Origin of the sequence: Pantoea phytobeneficialis (assembly GCF_009728735.1) — a bacterium.
GTDB classification, from domain to species: domain Bacteria; phylum Pseudomonadota; class Gammaproteobacteria; order Enterobacterales; family Enterobacteriaceae; genus Pantoea; species Pantoea phytobeneficialis.
On sequence record NZ_CP024636.1, the window covers coordinates 189,859 to 209,734 of the forward strand.

Consider the following 19,876-nt stretch of genomic DNA (forward strand, 5'->3'; position numbering starts at 1 on the left):
ATGATTTATATGTATTTTACATATCCTTGCATTGTCTGTCGCTCAGCGGAGACAATCTGAAGCTGGTTTGTCGCTGTTTCCCGACATCATCGTTTGGCTTTACCATACCTGTTAAAATAACCATTTGATAAATATAGATTTAATTTGTCATCTGCAAACCTGGCACGGCTTGTGCAATAATATCTTCGTAGATGCTCATTCCACCTCTTATGTCTGCTGATGCTGCATAAACCTGGGAATGATGCAGAGCCCCTTACGGTATCCGTTGTCCAGCCAGGCAGCATCGCGCAAGCCTTACTGCAAACCCGGACATTACGTTGAGTCGGATACCATCAGTTGTCTTACCGACCTGATCTTACACCTGCCTCTGGCAGGTGTTTTTTTATCTGCAAAATCTACGCGATAAATCGCGCCGCTATGCATCACATACATTCTGTAGTGGCGTGATTTATCTCGCCTGATGATAGAATTTGGCGAAAAAAAAGCCGGGCAAGCCCGGCGTGCACAAAAATAACAATCGAGAAATCAGGCGCTGGGGTTGTTCTTCAACGTCAGCAGGAGTCCTTCACGACGCATCTTCGCCGCTTCTTCCGGCCGGTGCATGCGATCGAAGACATCCGCCAGCCATGCGTAATCAAACGCATCGGGACGCTGCGCCAGTGCCTGCTGGAAGGCTTCTGCTGCCTGCTGCCACTCGCCGTGACGCATCAGCATCTGGCCCAGCGTGCTGTGCAGCAGCGGTGTTGCGCCATGCTGTTTAATTTGATTGCGCAGCGCTTTCTCCAGCGACTCTGGATCGCCGCTTTTGATACGCGGCATCAGCAGCACCAGACGATCGTCATACTGGCGCTTCAGCCCATCCAGCACGATAGCTTGCGCGGTATCCGGGTCATCGCACTCAATCAGATGTTCCGCCATTGCCACCTGCAACGCAGTTTCCTGACGGGTTTTACGGCTCTGATTTTGCCACCAGCGTTTCAGGCCATCGCTGCCCTGGTCGGCCATCGCCTGATTCATCAGGCCCAGCCATGCTTGCTGCTGGAGCGCTGCGCGCTGGGTATCATCGTTGATCTGCACTTTTTGCATCGAGGGCAGGATATCCAGCAGCGCGCCCCAGGCACCCGTACGGATATAGGCCTGCTCAGCCAGACGTAACACTTCAGGGTGACGTGGTGCCACTTCCAGCAAACGGTCGATGCCATGACGGGCGGCGTGGTCTTCATTGCGCGCCAGTTGCAGACGAACTCGGGTAATCTCCACCGGAATGGTGTCGTTTTGCGACAGCTCGGCGGCACGTTCCAGATGCTGGTTAGCGCGAAGCTCGTCGCCACGCTGCTGCGCTGCTTCTGCCGCCAGCAGATAGTTAGCGACTGGCTGGTCGGCGTGATCGGCATCTTTCGACAGCAGTTTCTCAACTTGCTTGTAATCGCCTTCTGCCAGCTTCATCAGCGCGGTTTGAGTATGACGCTGCGCGCGACGACGCTTACGACCGGTAAACCAGCCACGGGTACGTGCGCCGGTACGGAACAGACGGCGCAGTACCCACTCAACGAACAGAATCACCAGCAGGCTGAGGATCAGGATGATGGCCAGGCCGGTAACGCTGGTTTCAATGTTCCAGTTGTCGGTCTGGATCAGCACATAACCCTGATGACCGGCCAACATTGGGCCGAGCACCACACCGGCGATCAACAGCAGAAAAAGTACCAATACTTTTAGCATGCTTAGCCTCCCTGCTGGTCAGCCGCAACCGATGGCTGCGCCAACAGATTACGCACGCGGGTTTGCATCAACTTATCCAGCAGTTGCTGGCTTTCCAACGAATCAGGGACATCCATCGAGATACTTTGCTGGCTCAGCTCGTCCAACTGATCAAGGAAGGCTTTGGTAGCGGCATCATTGGTGTCATACCAGGCACGTACCCAGGTGGAGACGGCATCAATCGATTGTTTGTAGATTTCGTCCTGATGGCGTGGCACGGCCTGGGCGGCGATCAGCAGACGCGAACGGATATTTTCTCGCAGATAGACATCCTGGTTCGGCGCCAGCAGCGGCTGCGCGGTGTTATCGCGGCGGCGGATGGTGATAAAGCCGTCCATAAAGTTGTGCCAGCTTTTCACCAGATTCTGCCGCCATTCATGCAGTGAGCTGGAAAGCTCGCCGCTGTCGGCATCCATCGGCGAATCGTCGTTGTCGTTATCTGCCAGTCGCAGGTTATCCACGCCGTTCGACAGTTGGTTCAGCTTGAGGATGATGCCGTCGTAATCGACCTGGCTGACGGCTGCAAGCGAGCTGATATCCTGAGTCAGGGCGCGACGTACATTCATTACGCTCGGATCATTCATTTCCGCGAGGCTGGTGTCTGCGCTTTTCAGCAACGCGGCTGCGGTGGTGACATCCTGATCGCTCCACAGCTTACGCCCCGCCAGTTTGACCAGATAATCGGCCTGCGCCAGCAGCCAGGTGCGGGTATCGTTACCCGAAATAGTGGCGACTTTTTGCCGTAAGGCTTCCAGCTCTTTGGCGCTGGCGTCTTGTTGGTTACGTGCTTCCTGCAAGGCGCTGTTGGCGCTTTCCAGTTGCTGCGTCAGCTGTTGTTTATCGCTGCCCAGTTGCTGTTGCAGTGCGCTCAGTTGCTCACTCAGATTCTGGTTAGTCTGAGCCTGTAAGTCGGCCTGGTGTTTCCCATTCAGGTAAAGGCCCGCGCCAATCGCCAGCGCAATCACAATCGCCACCGCACCCAGCACCTTGCCATCGCGTTTGTTGTCGCGCGGTGATTTTTTAGCTGGAGGAGTAGCGTTGTCGCCCGCTGGTGTGGTTTCGTCAACCACGGCGGAGGAGGCTTTTTGTTCCGTCATTGCGGCTCATCCCAATGTTAAGTTCAGCGTAACGCACGCAGCAGCGCATCGTTATCGGCACCATCGGCTACATCAATATCCTGCCAGCCCAGTGTGGCTGCCAGGGTAGCCAAACGTTCACTGACGACCACCAGCCGACAGTGTAATAACCATTCCCGTCGATCGATTGGCGGAAACAGCGCAAACAGTTGTTGTAACATTTCACCGCTGGTCACCACCAGCGTGGTAATTCCGCGATCGCGCCAGCGACGCCCCTCAACGGCACCGTCGTAGGTTTTTTCGCAACGTTGGTAGCATTCGCAGTAACGCACATCGGCACCGCGTTCCGTCAGGGTATCTGCCAGCAACTCACGACCGGGACTGCCGCGCAGAATTAAGGCACGTTTGCCGTTCACCTGTTGTAAACGGTTGAGACGCACCAGTTCTTCGCTGGTTTCCCGCGCATGAGGATAGTCTACTTTCAGATTACTGACGGTATGCAACGCCAGCGCGGTGCTGCGGCCAATGGCGTAGTAATCAAGATGCGTGGGCCAGGCGAAGCCCTGACTTTGCAACGCCGGGTGGGCAAAGGTCACCACCTGTTGTGACAACAAGAACACCAGGTCACCGGGTTGCAGTGCGGCAAGTTGTTGTGGCAAGTGAACAATATCGCGACCCGGTGTGAACTCAATCAGCGGTAAGATCCACGCCAGTTTCCCCTGGGTTCGCAAACGTGCGACCAGTTCACTGGCTGCTGGCTCGGGACGGGTCACGAGAATGGTCATGCAGGCGGCTGCCCCTGATAAACCTCACGCAGAATCTCGCGTGCTCCATTTTCCAGTAGCTCTTCCGCCAGCGAAATACCCATCTGCTCCGCCTGATCACGCGAGCCACGACGTTCGCCGGTGATCATCTGGCTGCCATCTGGTGAACCCACCAAACCACGCAGCCACAGCTGATCGCCTTCCAGCACCGCAAAGCTACCAATCGGTACCTGACAGCCGCCTTCCAGACGGGTGTTCATGGCGCGTTCAGCGCGCACGCAAACCGCGGTATCGCCGTCATTCAGCGCCTGGAGCAGGGCGATCAGTTCGGCATCGTCAAGGCGGCATTCAATGCCGACTGCACCCTGACCGACGGCCGGTAATGAGATTTCAGCGGGTAACGCGAAGCGGATGCGCTCTTCCAGGCCAAGACGCTTAAGGCCCGCAGCAGCCAGAATGATGGCGTCATACTCACCGGCATCCAGTTTGCCCAGGCGGGTGCCGACATTGCCGCGCAGCGAGCGAATCACCAGGTCGGGACGGCGTGCGCTGAGCTGGCACTGACGGCGTAAGCTTGAGGTGCCGACGACCGCGCCCTGTGGCAGTGCATCGATAGAATCGTAATGATTGGAGACAAAGGCGTCGCGCGGGTCTTCGCGCTCGCAGATGGTGACCAGGCCGAGTCCTTCAGGGAAATCTACCGGCACATCTTTCATCGAATGCACGGCGAGGTCGGCGCGATTTTCCAGCATCGCCAACTCCAGCTCCTTGACGAAAAGCCCTTTTCCCCCCACTTTAGCCAGCGGCGTATCAAGGATGACATCACCTTTGGTGACCATTGGCACCAGCTCTACGCGCAGACCAGGGTGCGCCGTCATCAGGCGTTGCTGGACATATTGTGCCTGCCAGAGTGCGAGGGGACTTTGTCTTGTAGCAATTCTGAAAATTTTGTCTAACATGCTGTTAACCGTTTTGATCGTTCATCGAATATCCTACCATCGATAGGGGAATGCTGTCAGTTTCAACGGATTGAAAAGACTCTGATGTCAGATTTCGCCGCGATCACCGGGGAATAATCTGAGGTCATAGTCCGAAAACGCAGGGGTTAGTTCGGAACGTGCTAAACTGTTAAGTAGCGCAACTTTCTTTACGGTCAATCTGCCAGGTGTTAGATTGATCACGTTTCCAGCAATAATTTGCCCGATATCTTTATTATTAAGTGGCAGGTTTCGGAAACAGGGTGCTTAACACTGGGACAATCAGGCGAAACGTCTTGTACCTCTACATTGAGACACTGAAACAGAGACTGGATGCTATCAACCAGCTGCGTGTAGATCGCGCGCTGGCTGCGATGGGACCTGCTTTCCAGCACGTCTACAGTCTGCTGCCAACATTACTGCATTATCATCATCCGCTGATGCCGGGTTACCTTGAGGGTAACGTTCCACATGGCATCAGCTTTTACACGCCTGATGAAAACCAACAGCAACTGTTGCAGGATCTGGCGGGTAAACAGCCGCTGCATCTCAGCACCGGTGCCAAAGGCGAAATGCCGATCACCGGCATCTACTCAATGGGCAGCACCTCCTCTGTCGGCCAGAACAGCGTCTCCGATCTTGATATCTGGGTTTGTCATCAATCCTGGTTGGATAATGAAGAGCGCCTCAACCTGCAACGTAAATGTACCTTGTTGCAGAAATGGTGTGTCTCAATGGGGGTGGAAGTCAGCTTCTTCCTGATCGATGAGAACCGTTTCCGTCATAACGAAAGCGGCAGTCTCGGTGCAGAAGATTGCGGCTCGACCCAACATATTTTGCTGCTGGATGAATTTTACCGTACCGCTGTGCGTATGGCCGGTAAACGTATCCTGTGGAACATGGTGCCCGGTGAAGAGGAGCATCATTACGACGATTACGTCATGTCGCTGTACGCCCAGGGCGTGCTGACACCGAACGAATGGCTTGATCTTGGTGGCCTCGGCACCCTGTCAGCCGAAGAGTATTTCGGTGCCAGCCTGTGGCAGCTGTATAAAAGCATCGATTCACCGTACAAAGCGGTGCTGAAAACGCTGTTGCTGGAAGCCTATAGCTGGGAATATCCCAATACCCAACTGCTGGCGATGGACATCAAGCAGCGCCTGCACGACGGCGAAATTGTCTGCTTCGGTCTTGATCCCTACTGCATGATGCTGGAACGCGTAACGCGTTATCTCACCAGCATTGACGATTTGGCGCGTCTTGATCTGGTGCGTCGCTGCTTCTACCTCAAAGTATGTGAAAAACTCTCCAGTGAAGAGAGCCATCACCGCTCCGGCTGGCGCCGCGAAATCCTGTCGCAGCTGGTGAAAGAGTGGGGCTGGGACGACGAGAAGCTGGCGGTGCTGGATAATCGCGCGCAGTGGAAAATCGAGCGCGTGCGTGAAGCGCACAATGAATTGCTGGATGCGATGATGCAGAGCTATCGCAACCTGATCCGTTTCGCACGCCGTAACAATTTAAGCGTCAGCGCCAGCCCGCAGGACATCGGCGTGCTGACGCGTAAACTGTATGCTGCCTTTGAAGCGCTACCGGGCAAGGTGACGCTGGTGAACCCGCAGATTTCGCCCGACCTGTCGGAAGATAATCTGACCTTTATTCACGTCCCGGCTGGTCGCGCCAATCGCGCAGGTTGGTATCTGTATAACCAGTCGCCGGACATGAGTTCCATCATCAGCCATCAGCCGCTGGAATATAACCGCTACCTGAACAAACTGGTGGCGTGGGCGTGGTTTAACGGTTTGATGACCAGCAAAACCCGGCTGCATATCAAGGGCAATGAACTCTGCGATCTGCCGCGTTTGCAGGAGCTGGTGAATGATGTCTCGCATCATTTCCCGCTGCGCGTACCGGCGCCGACGCCAAAAGCGCTCTACAGCCCGTGTGAAATTCGACACCTGGCGATTATCGTTAACCTCGAACACGATCCCACCTCCGCGTTCCGCAATCAGGTGGTGCATTTCGATTTCCGTAAACTGGACGTGTTCAGTTTCGGTCAGCAGCAGCAATGCCTGATTGGCAGCATTGATCTGTTGTACCGCAACTCGTGGAATGAGGTGCGTACGCTGCACTTCAGCGGCGAGCAGGCGATGATCGAAGCGCTGAAAACCATCCTTGGCAAAATGCATCAGGATGCTGCCCCGCCGGATACGGTAGAGGTGTTCTGCTACAGCCAGCATCTGCGCGGCCTGATTCGTACTCGCGTCCAACAGTTGGTGTCAGAATGCATCGAGTTGCGTCTTTCCAGTACCCGTCAGGAACCGGGCCGCTTCAAAGCATTGCGCATGGCGGGCCAGACCTGGGGGCTGTTCTTTGAACGCATGAGCGTGTCGGTGCAGAAACTGGAAAATGCGGTCGAGTTCTACGGCGCGATTTCCAATAACAAGCTGCATGGACTGTCGATAAAAGTGGAGTCGAACCAGACGCCGCTGCCACCGGTGGTTAACGGCTATGCCAGCGAAGGCATCATCCAGTTCTTCTTTGAAGATACCAATGATGATCGCGGCTTCAACATTTATATCCTCGACGAAACCAACCGCGTTGAGGTGTACCATCATTGCGAAGGCAGCAAAGAAGAACTGGTGCGTGACGTCAGCCGTTTCTACTCGTCATCGCATGACCGTTTTACCTACGGTTCCAGCTTTATCAACTTCAACTTGCCGCAGTTCTATCAGATTGTGAATGCTGGCGATCGCTTCCAGGTGATCCCCTTCCGCAGTCAGACGCTGACGCAGCTGTGTGCCACACAGCCTGACAACGACAACGGCGATTTCCAGCCGCGTTATCAAATGCACTGATCCTGCCCGCGCTCGCGTGGCAGGTGTCGGACCTGTAACGTGTTTGCCGGTATTTCCTGTTGCTTTTACAACGTCAACTGCGATGATAAGCATCCAGGAAAGGACAGAAAGAGCAGACAGAATGAGACAAATGATACGTCAGCTAGGAATGGCGCTGGCACTGGTCGGCTTAGCAGGCTGTGGTCTGAAAGGCCCCTTATATTTTCCGCCTCCGGAACAACCGAAAAAAACCAATACCCAGCCCACTGACCAGCAGCAGCAAGCAGCGAAAAGTGCGGATGTGGGTGGTTTAGTTACCGACAAACAAGGCATGCAGGGGAATTAATCTCCCATGAGTAATCCGGCGGAGCAGAAAATGCAGTTCTCGAAAATGCACGGTCTTGGCAACGACTTTATGGTCGTGGACGCCGTGACGCAAAACGTCTTTTTTTCGCCGGAGCTGATTCGCCGTCTGGCGGATCGCCATCTGGGGATCGGTTTCGATCAACTGCTGATTGTCGAACCGCCTTACGATCCGGATCTTGATTTCCACTATCGAATTTTCAACGCTGATGGCAGTGAAGTGGCGCAGTGTGGCAATGGTGCGCGCTGCTTCGCCCGTTTCGTGCGTCTGAAAGGGTTGACCAACAAAAGCGATATCCGCGTCAGTACCCAAACTGGCCGGATGGTGCTGAGCGTCACCAATGACGAGCTGGTGCGCGTCAATATGGGTGAGCCAAACTTCGAACCCCAGCAGGTCCCGTTCCGCGCCAACAAAGCCGAGAATCTCTATCTGCTGCGCGTGGCCGACCAGACCGTGATGTTTGGCGCCGTGTCGATGGGTAATCCGCATTGCGTTATCCAGGTTGAGAACGTGAAAACCGCGCCGGTGGAAACCCTCGGCCCGGTACTGGAAAGCCATGAACGTTTTCCGGAGCGCGTGAACGTCGGCTTTATGGAAGTGGTCAATCCAGAACACATTCGTCTGCGCGTTTATGAACGCGGCGCGGGTGAAACCCAGGCTTGTGGCAGTGGCGCGTGTGCCGCTGTTGCTTGCGGTATTCAGCAGGGCATTCTGGCGGAGAAAGTCCGCGTTGATCTGCCCGGCGGAACGCTGCATATTGCCTGGAAAGGGGCCGGTCAACCGCTGTTTATGACCGGGCCAGCCACACACGTCTACGATGGGTTTATTCATCTATGAAAAATGTCGAAGAGCAGACCGACAGCGCGGTGCTGCTGGACGATCAGGCGGTCAGCGCATTTCTGCGTCAGAACCCCGATTTTTTTATTCGCAATGCGCGCCAGGTCGAACAGATGATGGTGCCGCATCCGGTACGCGGCAGCGTGTCGCTGGTGGAATGGCATATGGCGCGGCAGCGCAACCATATCCAGCAGCTGGAAGAGGAGATCACGCTGTTGATGGAGCAGGCAACGGCCAACCATCAACTGTTTGATCGCCTGCTGTCGTTACAGGGGCATCTCGCCGCCGCAGATAGCCTGCAAGATATGCTGACGCGCCTGCATCGCTGGGCGCGTGAGTTGGGCCTTGCCGGAGCCAACGTACGCTTGTTCAGCGACAAATGGCACATCGGCGCACCGTCCGATTTCACCCAGTTGGGCCTGTCACGCCAGGCGTTTGAGCCGTTGCGTATCCAGCGCTTCGGCAATGAACACCATTACCTTGGTCATCTCAATGGCCCTGAGTTGCTGCTGCTGCTGCCGCAGGCGAAAGCCATCGGTTCCGTAGCCATGTCGCTGATGGGCGATCGCGGTGAACTGGGCGTGTTGATCTTCAGCAGCCGTGACAACCAACATTATCAGGCGGGCATGGGAACGTTGCTGCTGCAACATCTGGCGCTGATGCTGCCAGAATTGCTGTTACGCTGGGTCGAACGTGCATGAGCAGCGACAGCCCGCTGCTTCCCGCCGTTGAGGGCTTCCTGCGTTATCTGAAAATCGAGCGCCAGCTTAGCCCGTTGACGCAGCAAAACTATGCTCGCCAGCTTCAGGCCATCATCCCGATGGCTGATGAGATGAAAATCACCGCCTGGACACAGCTTGAACCGGCGCAGGTACGTAACATCGCCGCGCGCAGTCGCCGTGCGGGTTTAGGTGCCAGTAGCCTGGCGTTACGCTTGTCAGCGTTGCGCAGTTTCCTGGACTGGCAGGTCAGCCAGGGGATGCTGAGCGGTAATCCGGCCAAAGGCATCGCCACCCCGCGTAATGCGCGTCATCTGCCGAAAAATATGGATGTCGACGAGGTCAATCAACTGCTGGAAATTGACCTCAACGATCCGCTGGCGGTACGCGATCGCGCCATGCTGGAAACTATGTATGGCGGAGGGTTGCGTCTGTCGGAGCTGGTGCATATGGATATCCGCCATCTGGATCTGGAGGCGGGCGAAGTCTGGGTACTGGGCAAAGGCAGCAAAGAACGCCGCGTGCCGATTGGTGGCACCGCAGTCACCTGGTTACAGCACTGGCTGCCGCTGCGAGCCAGCTTTGCACCGCAGGATGACGCGGTGTTTGTCTCCAGCCGTGGAAGTCGTATTTCGGCGCGTAACGTGCAAAAACGCTTTGCCGAATGGGGCATCAAACAAGGCGTTGCCAGCCACATCCACCCGCATAAGCTGCGCCACTCTTTTGCTACGCATTTGCTGGAATCGAGCGGCGATCTACGTGCGGTGCAGGAGCTGCTCGGCCACGCTAATCTCTCGACCACGCAAATCTATACCCATCTTGATTTCCAGCATCTGGCCTCGGTGTACGATTCCGCACACCCACGCGCCAAACGAGGAAAGTCGTAATGAAGTTTTACCGTCCACTGCGTGCGATCAAAGCGATCACCTTTGATCTCGATGACACCTTATATGACAACCATCCGGTGATCCGCAAAACCACCGCAGAATCCCATGCGGCGTTACAGGCTTATCATCCGGCCTTATGCGATTTCACCCCGGCAGAATATCAGGCGCTGCGTGATGAATTGCTGGCGCGCGAGCCGGAGATTTATCACGACGTGTCCGAGTGGCGACGTCGTTCGGTCGAACTGGCGTTGATCAACATCGGTTTATCCACAGCGGAAGCGACCGCAGGCGCCAGTGAAGTGATGAGCGTGTTTCACCGCTGGCGCAGCGAAGTGGACATGCCGGAAGAAACGCATGCGACCCTGACCGCGCTCGGTAATAAAGTCCCGCTGGTGGCGATCACCAATGGCAATGCCGATCCGCAAAAACTTGGGATCTCACACTATTTTGAGTTCGCGCTGCGCGCCGGACCACATGGCCGCGCGAAGCCGTGGCAGGATATGTATCAGCTGGCGTCGGAACGTTTAGGCATTGCCCCGGAACACATTCTGCATGTGGGTGACGATCTCACCACCGACGTTGCCGGTTCGCTACGTGCCGGGATGCAGGCGTGCTGGATTAACCTGCGCGACGGCAACCTGATGCACATTGATGATGCGCGTCTGCTGCCGCATGTTGAAATTTCGCAGTTGGCATCACTGACCTCGCTGCTATAATGGCTGTATATTTACCCAGCTATTGGGTGATCTTCTTTTTTTAAACGGTGCTTATGGACGTTTCTGATCTGCTTAACGGCTTAAATGACAAACAGCGCGAGGCGGTCGCCGCACCGCGCAGCAACCTGCTGGTGCTGGCCGGAGCAGGCAGTGGCAAAACCCGTGTGCTGGTGCATCGCATTGCCTGGCTGTTGTCAGTAGAGAATTGCTCGCCTTACTCAATTATGGCGGTGACCTTTACCAACAAAGCCGCCGCAGAGATGCGCCATCGTATCGATCAACTGATCGGCACCAGCCAGGGCGGCATGTGGATCGGCACGTTCCACGGCCTGGCGCACCGTTTATTGCGCGCCCACCATCTTGATGCCGGGCTGCCGCAGGATTTTCAGATCCTCGACAGCGAAGATCAGCTGCGCTTGCTGAAGCGTCTGATCAAAGCGATGAACCTCGATGAAAAACAATGGCCTGCGCGTCAGGGCATGTGGTACATCAACGGCAAGAAAGATGAAGGTCTGCGCCCCAAACATATTGAAAGCTACGGCAACCCGGTGGAGCAAACCTGGCTGCGGATTTATCAGGCGTATCAGGAAGCCTGCGATCGCGCCGGTCTGGTGGATTTTGCCGAGCTGCTGCTGCGTGCGCACGAACTGTGGCTGAATAAACCCCATATCCTCAATCATTACCGCGAGCGTTTCAGTAACGTGCTGGTGGACGAATTCCAGGACACCAACAACATTCAATACGCATGGATTCGTATGCTGGCGGGTGATACCGGCCGGGTGATTATCGTTGGCGATGATGACCAGTCGATCTACGGCTGGCGTGGTGCGCAGGTGGAAAACATCCAGCGGTTTTTGCAGGATTTCCCTGGCGCAGAAACCATCCGCCTGGAGCAGAACTACCGTTCCACCAATAACATCCTGAAAGCGGCGAATGCCCTGATTGCCAACAACAATGGCCGCCTCGGTAAAGAGTTGTGGACCGATGGCAGCGATGGCGAACCGATCTCCCTCTACTGCGCCTTTAACGAGTTGGATGAAGCGCGCTTCGTGGTCAACCGCATTAAAGCCTGGCATGAGAACGGTAACGCGCTGGCCGACTGCGCGATTCTGTATCGCAGCAACGCCCAGTCACGCGTGCTGGAAGAGGCGCTGCTCCAGGGCAGCATGCCATACCGGATCTATGGCGGCATGCGCTTCTTCGAGCGTCAGGAAATCAAGGACGCACTGGCTTATCTGCGTCTGATGGCGAACCGCAACGATGATGCGGCGTTTGAACGCGTGGTGAATACTCCGGTCCGTGGCGTAGGCGATCGTACCCTTGACGTGGTACGTCAGACGGCGCGCGAACAACAGCTGACTCTGTGGCAGGCAACGCGTGAACTGCTACAAAATCGGGTGCTGGCGGGGCGTGCAGCCTCGGCGCTACAACGTTTCTGCGAACTGGTGGATGCGTTGGCCAGTGAAACTGCGGAACTTCCGCTGCACGTACAAACTGATCGGGTGATCAAAGATTCCGGGCTGTGGCTGATGTACGAGCAGGAGAAGGGCGAAAAAGGCCAGGCGCGTATCGAAAACCTTGAGGAACTGGTGACGGCCACGCGTCAGTTCAGCTACCAGGATGAAGACGAAGATCTGATGCCGTTGCAGGCTTTCCTCTCCCATGCAGCGCTGGAAGCAGGAGAAGGCCAGGCCGACAAATGGCAGGATGCTGTTCAGTTGATGACGCTGCATTCGGCGAAAGGTCTGGAGTTCAGCCAGGTGTTTATCGTCGGGATGGAAGAAGGCATGTTCCCAAGTCAGATGTCACTCGATGAGGGTGGCCGTCTCGAAGAGGAGCGTCGTCTGGCTTATGTTGGCGTGACGCGTGCGATGGAAAAGCTGACGCTGACTTATGCGGAAACACGGCGTCTTTATGGTAAGGAAGTGTATCACCGGCCATCACGTTTCATTGGTGAACTGCCGGAAGATTGTGTGGAAGAGGTACGTTTACGTGCCAGCGTGAGCCGTCCGGTCAATCATCAGCGCATGGGAACACCGATCGCGCAAAACGACAGCGGCTTCGCGCTGGGCCAACGTGTACGCCATGCCAAATTTGGCGAAGGTACCATTATCAACCTCGAAGGCAGCGGCGAGCACAGCCGTTTGCAGGTCGCTTTTCAGGGACAGGGCATCAAATGGCTGGTTGCTGCCTATGCCCGGCTGGAAACGGTGTAGCGCGGTTGCGCTGCCTTGACGACTTTTTCGTCTCAGCGTAACATGCGCCCACTATTATCATGAGAGGACAATGCCTTGGACACGCCCAGTCGATGCTGGCTCAACCCCCTGGTTCACAGGAATAACATCTAAGGCTACCTCTTAGCTGGTAGCCTTAGCGGTTATCAGCGACCTCCCTTTTTGTCCCGTCGCATGAGTCAGCACTGATTTACCCCTGGAACGAAAGTTTCGGTGTTCAGGCTTTGCCGTGCCCGTTTTGCGTAAGCGCAACGGTTCACCGCCTTGTCCCATTAAGTCTGCAATGGGGAGTATTGCTATGCTGAGCGCATTTAAACTGGATCGCAGCCGCCTGACGCGTCTCGAACTGGAAGACCATAACGACAAACTCAACGCGTCCGTGTGGGTCGATTTGATCGAGCCCGATGAAGGCGAGCGCGAACGGGTGCAAAGTGAGCTGGGCCAGAGCCTGGCAACACGCCCGGAGCTGGAAGACATCGAAGCCTCGGCGCGTTTCTTTGAAGACGAAGATGGCCTGCATATTCACTCCTTCTTCTTTTATGAAGATGCGGAAGATCATGCCGGTAACTCGACCGTGGCATTCACCATCCGTGAAGATCGCCTCTATACGCTGCGCGAGCGTGAACTGCCCGCGTTTCGTCTCTATCGTATGCGCGCCCGTAACCAAACCCTGATTGACGGCAATGCGTTTGAACTGCTGCTGGATCTGTTTGAAACCAAAATCGAACAGTTGGCGGATGAGATCGAAAACATCTACAGCGCGCTGGAAAAGCTGAGCCGCGTGATTATGGAAGGGCAGCAGGGCGAAGAGTACGACGAAGCGCTGTCGCGTCTGGCGGAACTGGAAGATATCGGCTGGAAGGTCCGTCTGTGTCTGATGGATACCCAGCGTGCGCTGAACTTCCTGGTGCGCAAAGCGCGTCTACCGGCGAACCAACTGGAGCAGGCGCGTGAGATCCTGCGCGATATCGAGTCTCTGCTGCCGCACAACGAATCGCTGTTCCAGAAGGTTAACTTCCTGATGCAGGCGGCGATGGGCTTTATCAACATCGAGCAGAACCGCATCATCAAAATCTTCTCGGTAGTGTCGGTGGTGTTTCTGCCGCCCACGCTGGTGGCGTCCAGCTATGGGATGAACTTCGAATTTATGCCAGAACTGAAGTGGAGCTTTGGCTACCCGGCGGCGATTGGGTTGATGATTCTCGCGGGTCTGGCACCTTATCTCTACTTCAAACGTAAAAACTGGTTGTAACATTGCGCGCTAAACCGCGCCGCTACGCATGCAATATGTAACAATTGTCGGGCCGTCTACACGGCCCGATTTTCTGGCTATAAATCACAATTCTGCGTAACCTGTTCTTTCCTGCTGATTAACTAATTCGTTGTATCCCACCTTATGGCGCGTCTCTCTTTGCGACAGCAGTGGACCATTCTGCTGATTGCTTCACTGATTCTGGGAATTATCTTCCAGTTGTTTCACCTGCCTGCGGCGTTGTTGCTCGGCCCGATGATTGTCGGCACCGTCATGGGACTCTCTGGCGCGTCGGTGCGCATCGATAAACGCTTGTTTGTGCTGGCACAAGCAGTATTGGGTTGCATGATCGGGCAAACCCTGTCACCGGCGATACTGCCACCCCTGTTGCAGGATTGGCCGGTGGTGCTGGCGGTGTTGGCACTGACGCTGGCCGCCAGCGGGTTGTCTGGCTTCCTGCTGGTGCGTTTCAGTAATCTGCCCGGACCAACCGGTGCCTGGGGCTCCTCTCCCGGTGGTGCCTCGGCGATGGTGGCAATGGCCGGTGATTTTGGTGCTGACGTGCGGCTGGTGGCGTTTATGCAGTATCTGCGCGTGTTGTTTGTTGCCACGGCCGCTGCGGTGGTGGCGCGTATCGGGCTGGGTAGCAGCGGCGGTAACGCCGAGCTGGTCTGGTTTCCTGCACTCAACAGCAGCTTTCTTCTGACGTTAGTGGTGATGGTGGCCGGTGCCTGGCTGGGGCAAAAGTTACGGATTCCGTCTGGCGCGTTGTTATTACCGGCGCTGATTGGCGCCACGATGCAGGGCACGGGCGTGGCGACGTTACAGGTGCCGGAATGGCTGCTGGCGCTGGCCTATGCGTTAATCGGCTGGAGCGTCGGACTGCGTTTCACCCGCCCGATTTTCCTGCTGGCGCTACGCACTCTGCCGCAAATGGTGGTGTCGATTATTGGTCTGATGTTGCTGTGTGGTGGGCTGGCGTGGATGCTGACGCGGGTGTTGCACGTCGATCTGATGACGGCTTATCTGGCAACCAGCCCTGGCGGGCTGGATACGGTGGCGATCATCGCCGCAGGCAGCCGGGTCGATATCGCTTTTGTGATGGCATTGCAGACCTTGCGTCTGTTCACCATTTTGCTTACCGGCCCAGCGCTGGCGCGTTTTATCTCACGCTACGCGCACGCGCGTGCGAGCTGAGGCAATCGCGGCATCGACAATAAAAAAGGCGAGCGCCAGCCAGATAAAGCCAAAGGTCACCATTTTATCTGGCGTGACGGTTTCGCCATAAAACACCACCGCCAGCAGGAACATCAGCGTTGGACCGAGATACTGGAAAAAACCGATCGTTGAGAGACGCAAACGCGTGCAAGCGGCGGCAAACAGCATCAGCGGTACCGTGGTGACAATCCCGGCGGCGACCAGTTTCAGGTTAAGGCTTATCGGGTTGGCGCTCAGATGGCTGGTGGCGCTATCGGCAAAACCAAACAGATAAATCGCCGCCAGCGGGAACATCCACAGCGTCTCAATCAGCATACCGCTCTGCGCATCGACCTGAATTTTCTTGCGCATCAGGCCGTAAAACGCAAAGGTCAGCGCCAGCCCGAGGGCAATCATCGGCACCGAACCAAACTTCCACAGCTGTACCAGCACCCCGAGCGCGGCAAGCAGTACCGCCAACCATTGCAGGGGACGGAAGCGCTCGCGCATAAACAACATCCCCAGCACCACGTTAAACAATGGGCTGATGAAATAGCCGAGGCTGGCTTCAAGGATGTGCTGATTATTCACCGCCCAGATATACAGCAGCCAGTTACCGCCTATGGTGAAGGCGGTGAACGCCAGCAACAGCACTTTTTTTGGCTGGCGCATCACGCTGCATACCTGGTTCCAGTTACGGCTGAGGGTGATCAACAGCAGCATAAACAATGCTGACCAAATCACCCGATGCGTCATGATTTCAAGTGGAGGGACAACCTTGACCAGCTTGAAGTAGGCCGGTGCCACCCCCCACAGGAAATAGGCGCCGAGTGCATAGCCGATACCCTGGCGCGTTTGTTGTGTATCCATGATTTCCTAACCGATCAGATAAGTCGCAGTGGCGGTAGCGATGTAATCACCCTGCTGGTTATGCATTTCAACGCGGGCGACCGCGACTTTATTACCGGCACGCAGCAGGCTGCTGGTGGCGACAAAACGCTCGCCGCGACCCGGACGCAGATAATCCACGCGCATATCAATCGTACCCATCCGCGACAAGCGCTGGCGCAGCTCCTCTTCGCTGATGTTCTCCTGGCGCGTCAGCGAATGACTGACGCAAACCAGGCCAGCGGCAACATCCAGTACCGAGGCGATCACGCCGCCATGCAAAATACTTTGCGCGGCATTCCCCACCAGCATGGTTTTATTGGCAAAACCCAGTTCGGCGTAATCGGGTTCGAGCCGATCCAGTTCCAGCCCAAGTGCCTGATTAAACGGCATATGATAAACAAAAATTTCGCCAATCAGACGGCGTGCTTCCTGCGGTGTCAGCATCGGTGATGACATGGTGGTGGCCTTCAAACAACCCCTTGTACGGGGCGATGGATGTTAAAGAATTGTGTATATTATGCCGCGTTAGAGCCGCTTTCCAGTTTCAGAAATCGTCGCTAATCAAGGGTTAAGTTTGTGTGTAGAATGACCTGCTTTTTTAAACCGTTACCAAACGACTATGCAGTGCCCACTGGAGAATTCTATGCGTAAGCAGCGCGCCTTGCTGGCAGCGGCTCTGTTAATTCCTGCTATGGCGCAGGCGGATGAAGCCACGATTAAAGAGGTTCATGATGCACCAGCGGTAAAGGGCAGTATTATTGCTAACCTGCTGGAGAAACACGATAACCCATTCGTGCTTTATCCCTACGAAAACAACTATCTGCTTTACACCTACACCAGCGACATGAACAAAGAGGCCATTTCCTCTTACGACTGGGCAGACAAAGCCAAAAAGGATGAAGTAAAATTCCAGCTCAGTCTGGCCTTTCCGCTGTGGCGCGGTATTCTGGGCGACAATTCGGTACTGGCGGCGTCTTATACCCAGCGTTCCTGGTGGCAGCTCTCCAATCGTGGCGCCTCTTCACCGTTTCGTGAAACCAACTATGAGCCGCAGATTTTCCTCGGCTGGGCGACGGATTACTCGCTGGGTGGCTGGACATTGCGCGATGTGGAGATGGGTCTGAACCATCAGTCAAACGGCCGCAGCGATCCGACTTCGCGTAGCTGGAACCGCGTATATGCGCGCTTGATGGCGGAGAACGGCAATTTCCTCGCCGAGATCAAACCCTGGTATCGTATCCCGGAAAGCGCCAGCAATGATGACAACCCGGATATCACCAAATACATGGGCTATTACCGCGCGAAGCTGGGTTACATGTACGGCGAAAGCATTTTTAGCGTGGAAGGCAATTACAACTGGAACAGTGGCTACGGCGGTGCAACCTTTGCCTGGAGCTACCCGATCAGCGAGCATGTGCGTTTTTACACGCAGCTGTTTAGCGGCTATGGTGAATCGCTCATCGACTACAACCACCGCCAGACGCGTGTGGGTGTCGGCGTAACGCTCAACGATCTGTTCTGATAAGCAAACAACAGGATTACCGTGGCAACATCGGCAGTGCTCAATCAGGAAACGCTGGCGCAGCAGGTATTACAGGATACCTTCGGCTACCAGCAATTTCGTCCCGGCCAGCAAACCATCATCGAAACGGCGCTGGCAGGGCGCGATTGCCTGGTGGTTATGCCCACCGGCGGGGGCAAATCGCTGTGTTATCAAATTCCGGCGCTGGTGCGTGAGGGATTAACGCTGGTGGTTTCGCCGTTGATTTCCCTGATGAAAGATCAGGTCGATCAATTGCTGGCTAACGGTGTGGCTGCGGCCTGCCTTAACTCCACCCAGACGCGTGAAGAGCAGCAACAGGTGTTTGCCGATTGTCGTAGCGGTCGCCTGAAACTGCTCTATATCGCGCCTGAACGCCTGATGATGGATAACTTCCTCGACAGCCTGCACCACTGGAATCCGGTGATGCTGGCGGTGGATGAAGCGCACTGTATCTCGCAATGGGGCCACGATTTCCGCCCGGAGTATGGTGCGTTGGGCCAACTGCGCCAGCGCTTCCCGGAGCTGCCGGTGATGGCGCTGACCGCCACCGCTGACGAAACCACGCGTAATGACATCGCGCATCTGTTGCAGATGCACGATCCCCTGATTCAAATCAGTAGCTTCGATCGACCGAACATCCGCTATACGCTGGTGGAGAAGTTCAAACCGACCGAGCAGTTGCTGCGCTATGTTCAGGACCAGCGCGGCAAAAGCGGCATTATTTACTGCAACAGCCGCGCCAAGGTGGAAGACACCGCTGCTCGCCTGCAAAGCCGTGGTCTGAGCGTGGGTGCTTATCATGCCGGTATCGACAGCGCCCAGCGTGCGCGGGTGCAGGAGGCTTTCCAGCGTGATGACCTGCAAATTGTGGTGGCTACCGTGGCGTTCGGCATGGGCATCAACAAGCCCAACGTCCGTTTTGTGGTGCACTTTGATATTCCGCGTAACATCGAATCCTATTATCAGGAAACGGGCCGCGCCGGACGTGACGGTCTGCCTGCCGAAGCCATGATGCTGTACGACCCGGCCGATATGGCCTGGTTGCGTAAATGTCTGGAAGAGAAAACGCCTGGGCCGTTGCAGGATATTGAACGCCATAAACTCAATGCGATGGGCGCGTTTGCTGAAGCGCAAACCTGCCGTCGTCTGGTGCTGCTCAACTATTTTGGCGAGGGACGTCAGCAGCCGTGTGACAACTGCGATATCTGCCTCGATCCACCGCGTCGTTACGATGGTCTGGTGGAGGCGCAGAAAGCGCTGTCCAGCATTTATCGCACCGGGCAGCGCTTCGGCATGGGCTATATTGTTGAAGTTTTGCGCGGTGCCAGCAACCAGCGTATTCGCGATAACGGGCACGACAAATTGCCGGTTTACGGCATTGGCCGGGATAACAGCACCGAACATTGGGTCAGCGTGCTGCGTCAGCTCATCCATCTCGGAATGGTGACGCAAAATATCGCCATGCATTCCGCGTTACAACTTACCGAAGCGGCTCGTCCGGTGCTGCGTGCAGAAATCCCGCTGATGCTGGCGGTGCCGCGAATTGTGACGGTGAAAACGCGCAGCAGCTCGCCGAAGGTCTATGGCGGCAATTACGATCGCAAACTGTTCGCCAAGCTGCGTAAGTTACGTAAAGCGATTGCTGACGAGGAGAATATTCCGCCCTATGTGGTGTTTAACGACGCCACGTTGATTGAGATGGCGGAACAGATGCCGGTGAGCGCGTCAGAAATGCTGAGCGTGAACGGTGTCGGCCATCGCAAACTGGAACGTTTTGGTAAACCGTTCCTGGTGATGATCAAAGAACATCTTGATGAAGAGTAA

Annotated in this window: 18 protein-coding genes; 12 read left to right on the forward strand and 6 right to left on the reverse strand. The window is 55.7% G+C overall.

Going from position 1 to position 19,876, the window contains the following annotated elements:
• Positions 1–525: 525 nt before the first annotated feature.
• Genes hemY through hemC form a run of 4 tightly spaced genes read right to left on the reverse strand, consistent with a single transcriptional unit; the run spans position 526 to position 4,560 of the window.
• Positions 526–1,722 (reverse strand): protoheme IX biogenesis protein HemY, encoded by a 1,197-nt coding sequence (gene hemY, locus CTZ24_RS00830; protein ID WP_208724541.1) that lies wholly within the window; start codon positions 1,720–1,722, stop codon positions 526–528.
• A 2-nt stretch (positions 1,723–1,724) separates the two neighbouring features.
• Positions 1,725–2,858 (reverse strand): uroporphyrinogen-III C-methyltransferase, encoded by a 1,134-nt coding sequence (hemX, locus tag CTZ24_RS00835; RefSeq protein WP_208724542.1) that lies wholly within the window; start codon positions 2,856–2,858, stop codon positions 1,725–1,727.
• Positions 2,859–2,881: 23 nt separating this feature from the next.
• Entirely contained in the window at positions 2,882–3,622 is a 741-nt protein-coding gene (hemD, locus tag CTZ24_RS00840) for a uroporphyrinogen-III synthase (protein WP_021183789.1), read from the reverse strand.
• Complete coding sequence (gene hemC, locus CTZ24_RS00845) at positions 3,619–4,560, reverse strand: hydroxymethylbilane synthase (RefSeq protein ID WP_208724543.1); 942 nt, start codon at positions 4,558–4,560, stop codon at positions 3,619–3,621. The genes hemD and hemC overlap by 4 nt, the downstream gene beginning before the upstream one ends.
• Before the next feature lie 314 nt (positions 4,561–4,874).
• On the opposite strand from hemC, the gene CTZ24_RS00850 reads away from it, so the two are divergent.
• The 10 genes from CTZ24_RS00850 to CTZ24_RS00890 all read left to right on the forward strand — a co-directional run bounded on the left by CTZ24_RS00850 (position 4,875) and on the right by CTZ24_RS00890 (position 15,618).
• On the forward strand, positions 4,875–7,433 hold the full coding sequence (locus tag CTZ24_RS00850) for a class I adenylate cyclase (RefSeq protein ID WP_021183791.1): 2,559 nt from the start codon (positions 4,875–4,877) through the stop codon (positions 7,431–7,433).
• Positions 7,434–7,554: 121 nt separating this feature from the next.
• Entirely contained in the window at positions 7,555–7,758 is a 204-nt protein-coding gene (gene lptM, locus CTZ24_RS00855) for an LPS translocon maturation chaperone LptM (protein ID WP_208724544.1), read from the forward strand.
• Positions 7,759–7,788: 30 nt separating this feature from the next.
• The gene (gene dapF, locus CTZ24_RS00860) at positions 7,789–8,613 is read left to right on the forward strand and encodes a diaminopimelate epimerase (protein WP_036625919.1); all 825 of its coding nucleotides are present in this window, start codon (positions 7,789–7,791) and stop codon (positions 8,611–8,613) included.
• The gene (locus tag CTZ24_RS00865) at positions 8,610–9,314 is read left to right on the forward strand and encodes a DUF484 domain-containing protein (protein ID WP_208724545.1); all 705 of its coding nucleotides are present in this window, start codon (positions 8,610–8,612) and stop codon (positions 9,312–9,314) included. The genes dapF and CTZ24_RS00865 overlap by 4 nt, the downstream gene beginning before the upstream one ends.
• Positions 9,311–10,219 carry a tyrosine recombinase XerC gene (gene xerC, locus CTZ24_RS00870; protein WP_208724546.1) on the forward strand — a complete coding sequence of 303 codons (909 nt, stop codon included), beginning with the start codon at positions 9,311–9,313 and terminating at the stop codon, positions 10,217–10,219. Before CTZ24_RS00865 ends, xerC begins: the two co-directional genes overlap by 4 nt.
• A complete protein-coding gene (yigB, locus tag CTZ24_RS00875; RefSeq protein WP_021183796.1) occupies positions 10,219–10,935 on the forward strand; it encodes a 5-amino-6-(5-phospho-D-ribitylamino)uracil phosphatase YigB in 717 nt (238 codons plus the stop codon). Before xerC ends, yigB begins: the two co-directional genes overlap by 1 nt.
• A gap of 53 nt (positions 10,936–10,988) precedes the next feature.
• Positions 10,989–13,151 carry a DNA helicase II gene (gene uvrD / locus CTZ24_RS00880; RefSeq protein ID WP_021183797.1) on the forward strand — a complete coding sequence of 721 codons (2,163 nt, stop codon included), beginning with the start codon at positions 10,989–10,991 and terminating at the stop codon, positions 13,149–13,151.
• A 75-nt stretch (positions 13,152–13,226) separates the two neighbouring features.
• The gene (gene ysgD / locus CTZ24_RS26890) at positions 13,227–13,283 is read left to right on the forward strand and encodes a YsgD/CorL family protein (protein ID WP_367617716.1); all 57 of its coding nucleotides are present in this window, start codon (positions 13,227–13,229) and stop codon (positions 13,281–13,283) included.
• A 184-nt stretch (positions 13,284–13,467) separates the two neighbouring features.
• Positions 13,468–14,421, forward strand: coding sequence for a magnesium/cobalt transporter CorA (corA, locus tag CTZ24_RS00885; RefSeq protein ID WP_021183798.1), 954 nt, complete (start codon positions 13,468–13,470; stop codon positions 14,419–14,421).
• Between the two features lie 144 nt (positions 14,422–14,565).
• Positions 14,566–15,618 (forward strand): AbrB family transcriptional regulator, encoded by a 1,053-nt coding sequence (locus CTZ24_RS00890; protein ID WP_021183799.1) that lies wholly within the window; start codon positions 14,566–14,568, stop codon positions 15,616–15,618.
• Here CTZ24_RS00890 and rarD read toward each other — a convergent pair.
• Positions 15,589–16,488: an EamA family transporter RarD gene (rarD, locus tag CTZ24_RS00895; RefSeq protein WP_208724547.1), complete on the reverse strand. Its 900-nt coding sequence runs from the start codon at positions 16,486–16,488 to the stop codon at positions 15,589–15,591. The two genes, CTZ24_RS00890 and rarD, sit on opposite strands and share 30 nt — an antisense overlap.
• A gap of 6 nt (positions 16,489–16,494) precedes the next feature.
• A complete protein-coding gene (locus CTZ24_RS00900; RefSeq protein ID WP_021183801.1) occupies positions 16,495–16,965 on the reverse strand; it encodes a thioesterase family protein in 471 nt (156 codons plus the stop codon).
• Between the two features lie 187 nt (positions 16,966–17,152).
• On the opposite strand from CTZ24_RS00900, the gene pldA reads away from it, so the two are divergent.
• Both pldA and recQ read left to right on the forward strand, forming a co-directional pair.
• Positions 17,153–18,031 (forward strand): phospholipase A, encoded by an 879-nt coding sequence (gene pldA, locus CTZ24_RS00905; RefSeq protein WP_021183802.1) that lies wholly within the window; start codon positions 17,153–17,155, stop codon positions 18,029–18,031.
• 21 nt (positions 18,032–18,052) lie between these two features.
• Positions 18,053–19,876, forward strand: coding sequence for an ATP-dependent DNA helicase RecQ (gene recQ / locus CTZ24_RS00910; RefSeq protein ID WP_021183803.1), 1,824 nt, complete (start codon positions 18,053–18,055; stop codon positions 19,874–19,876).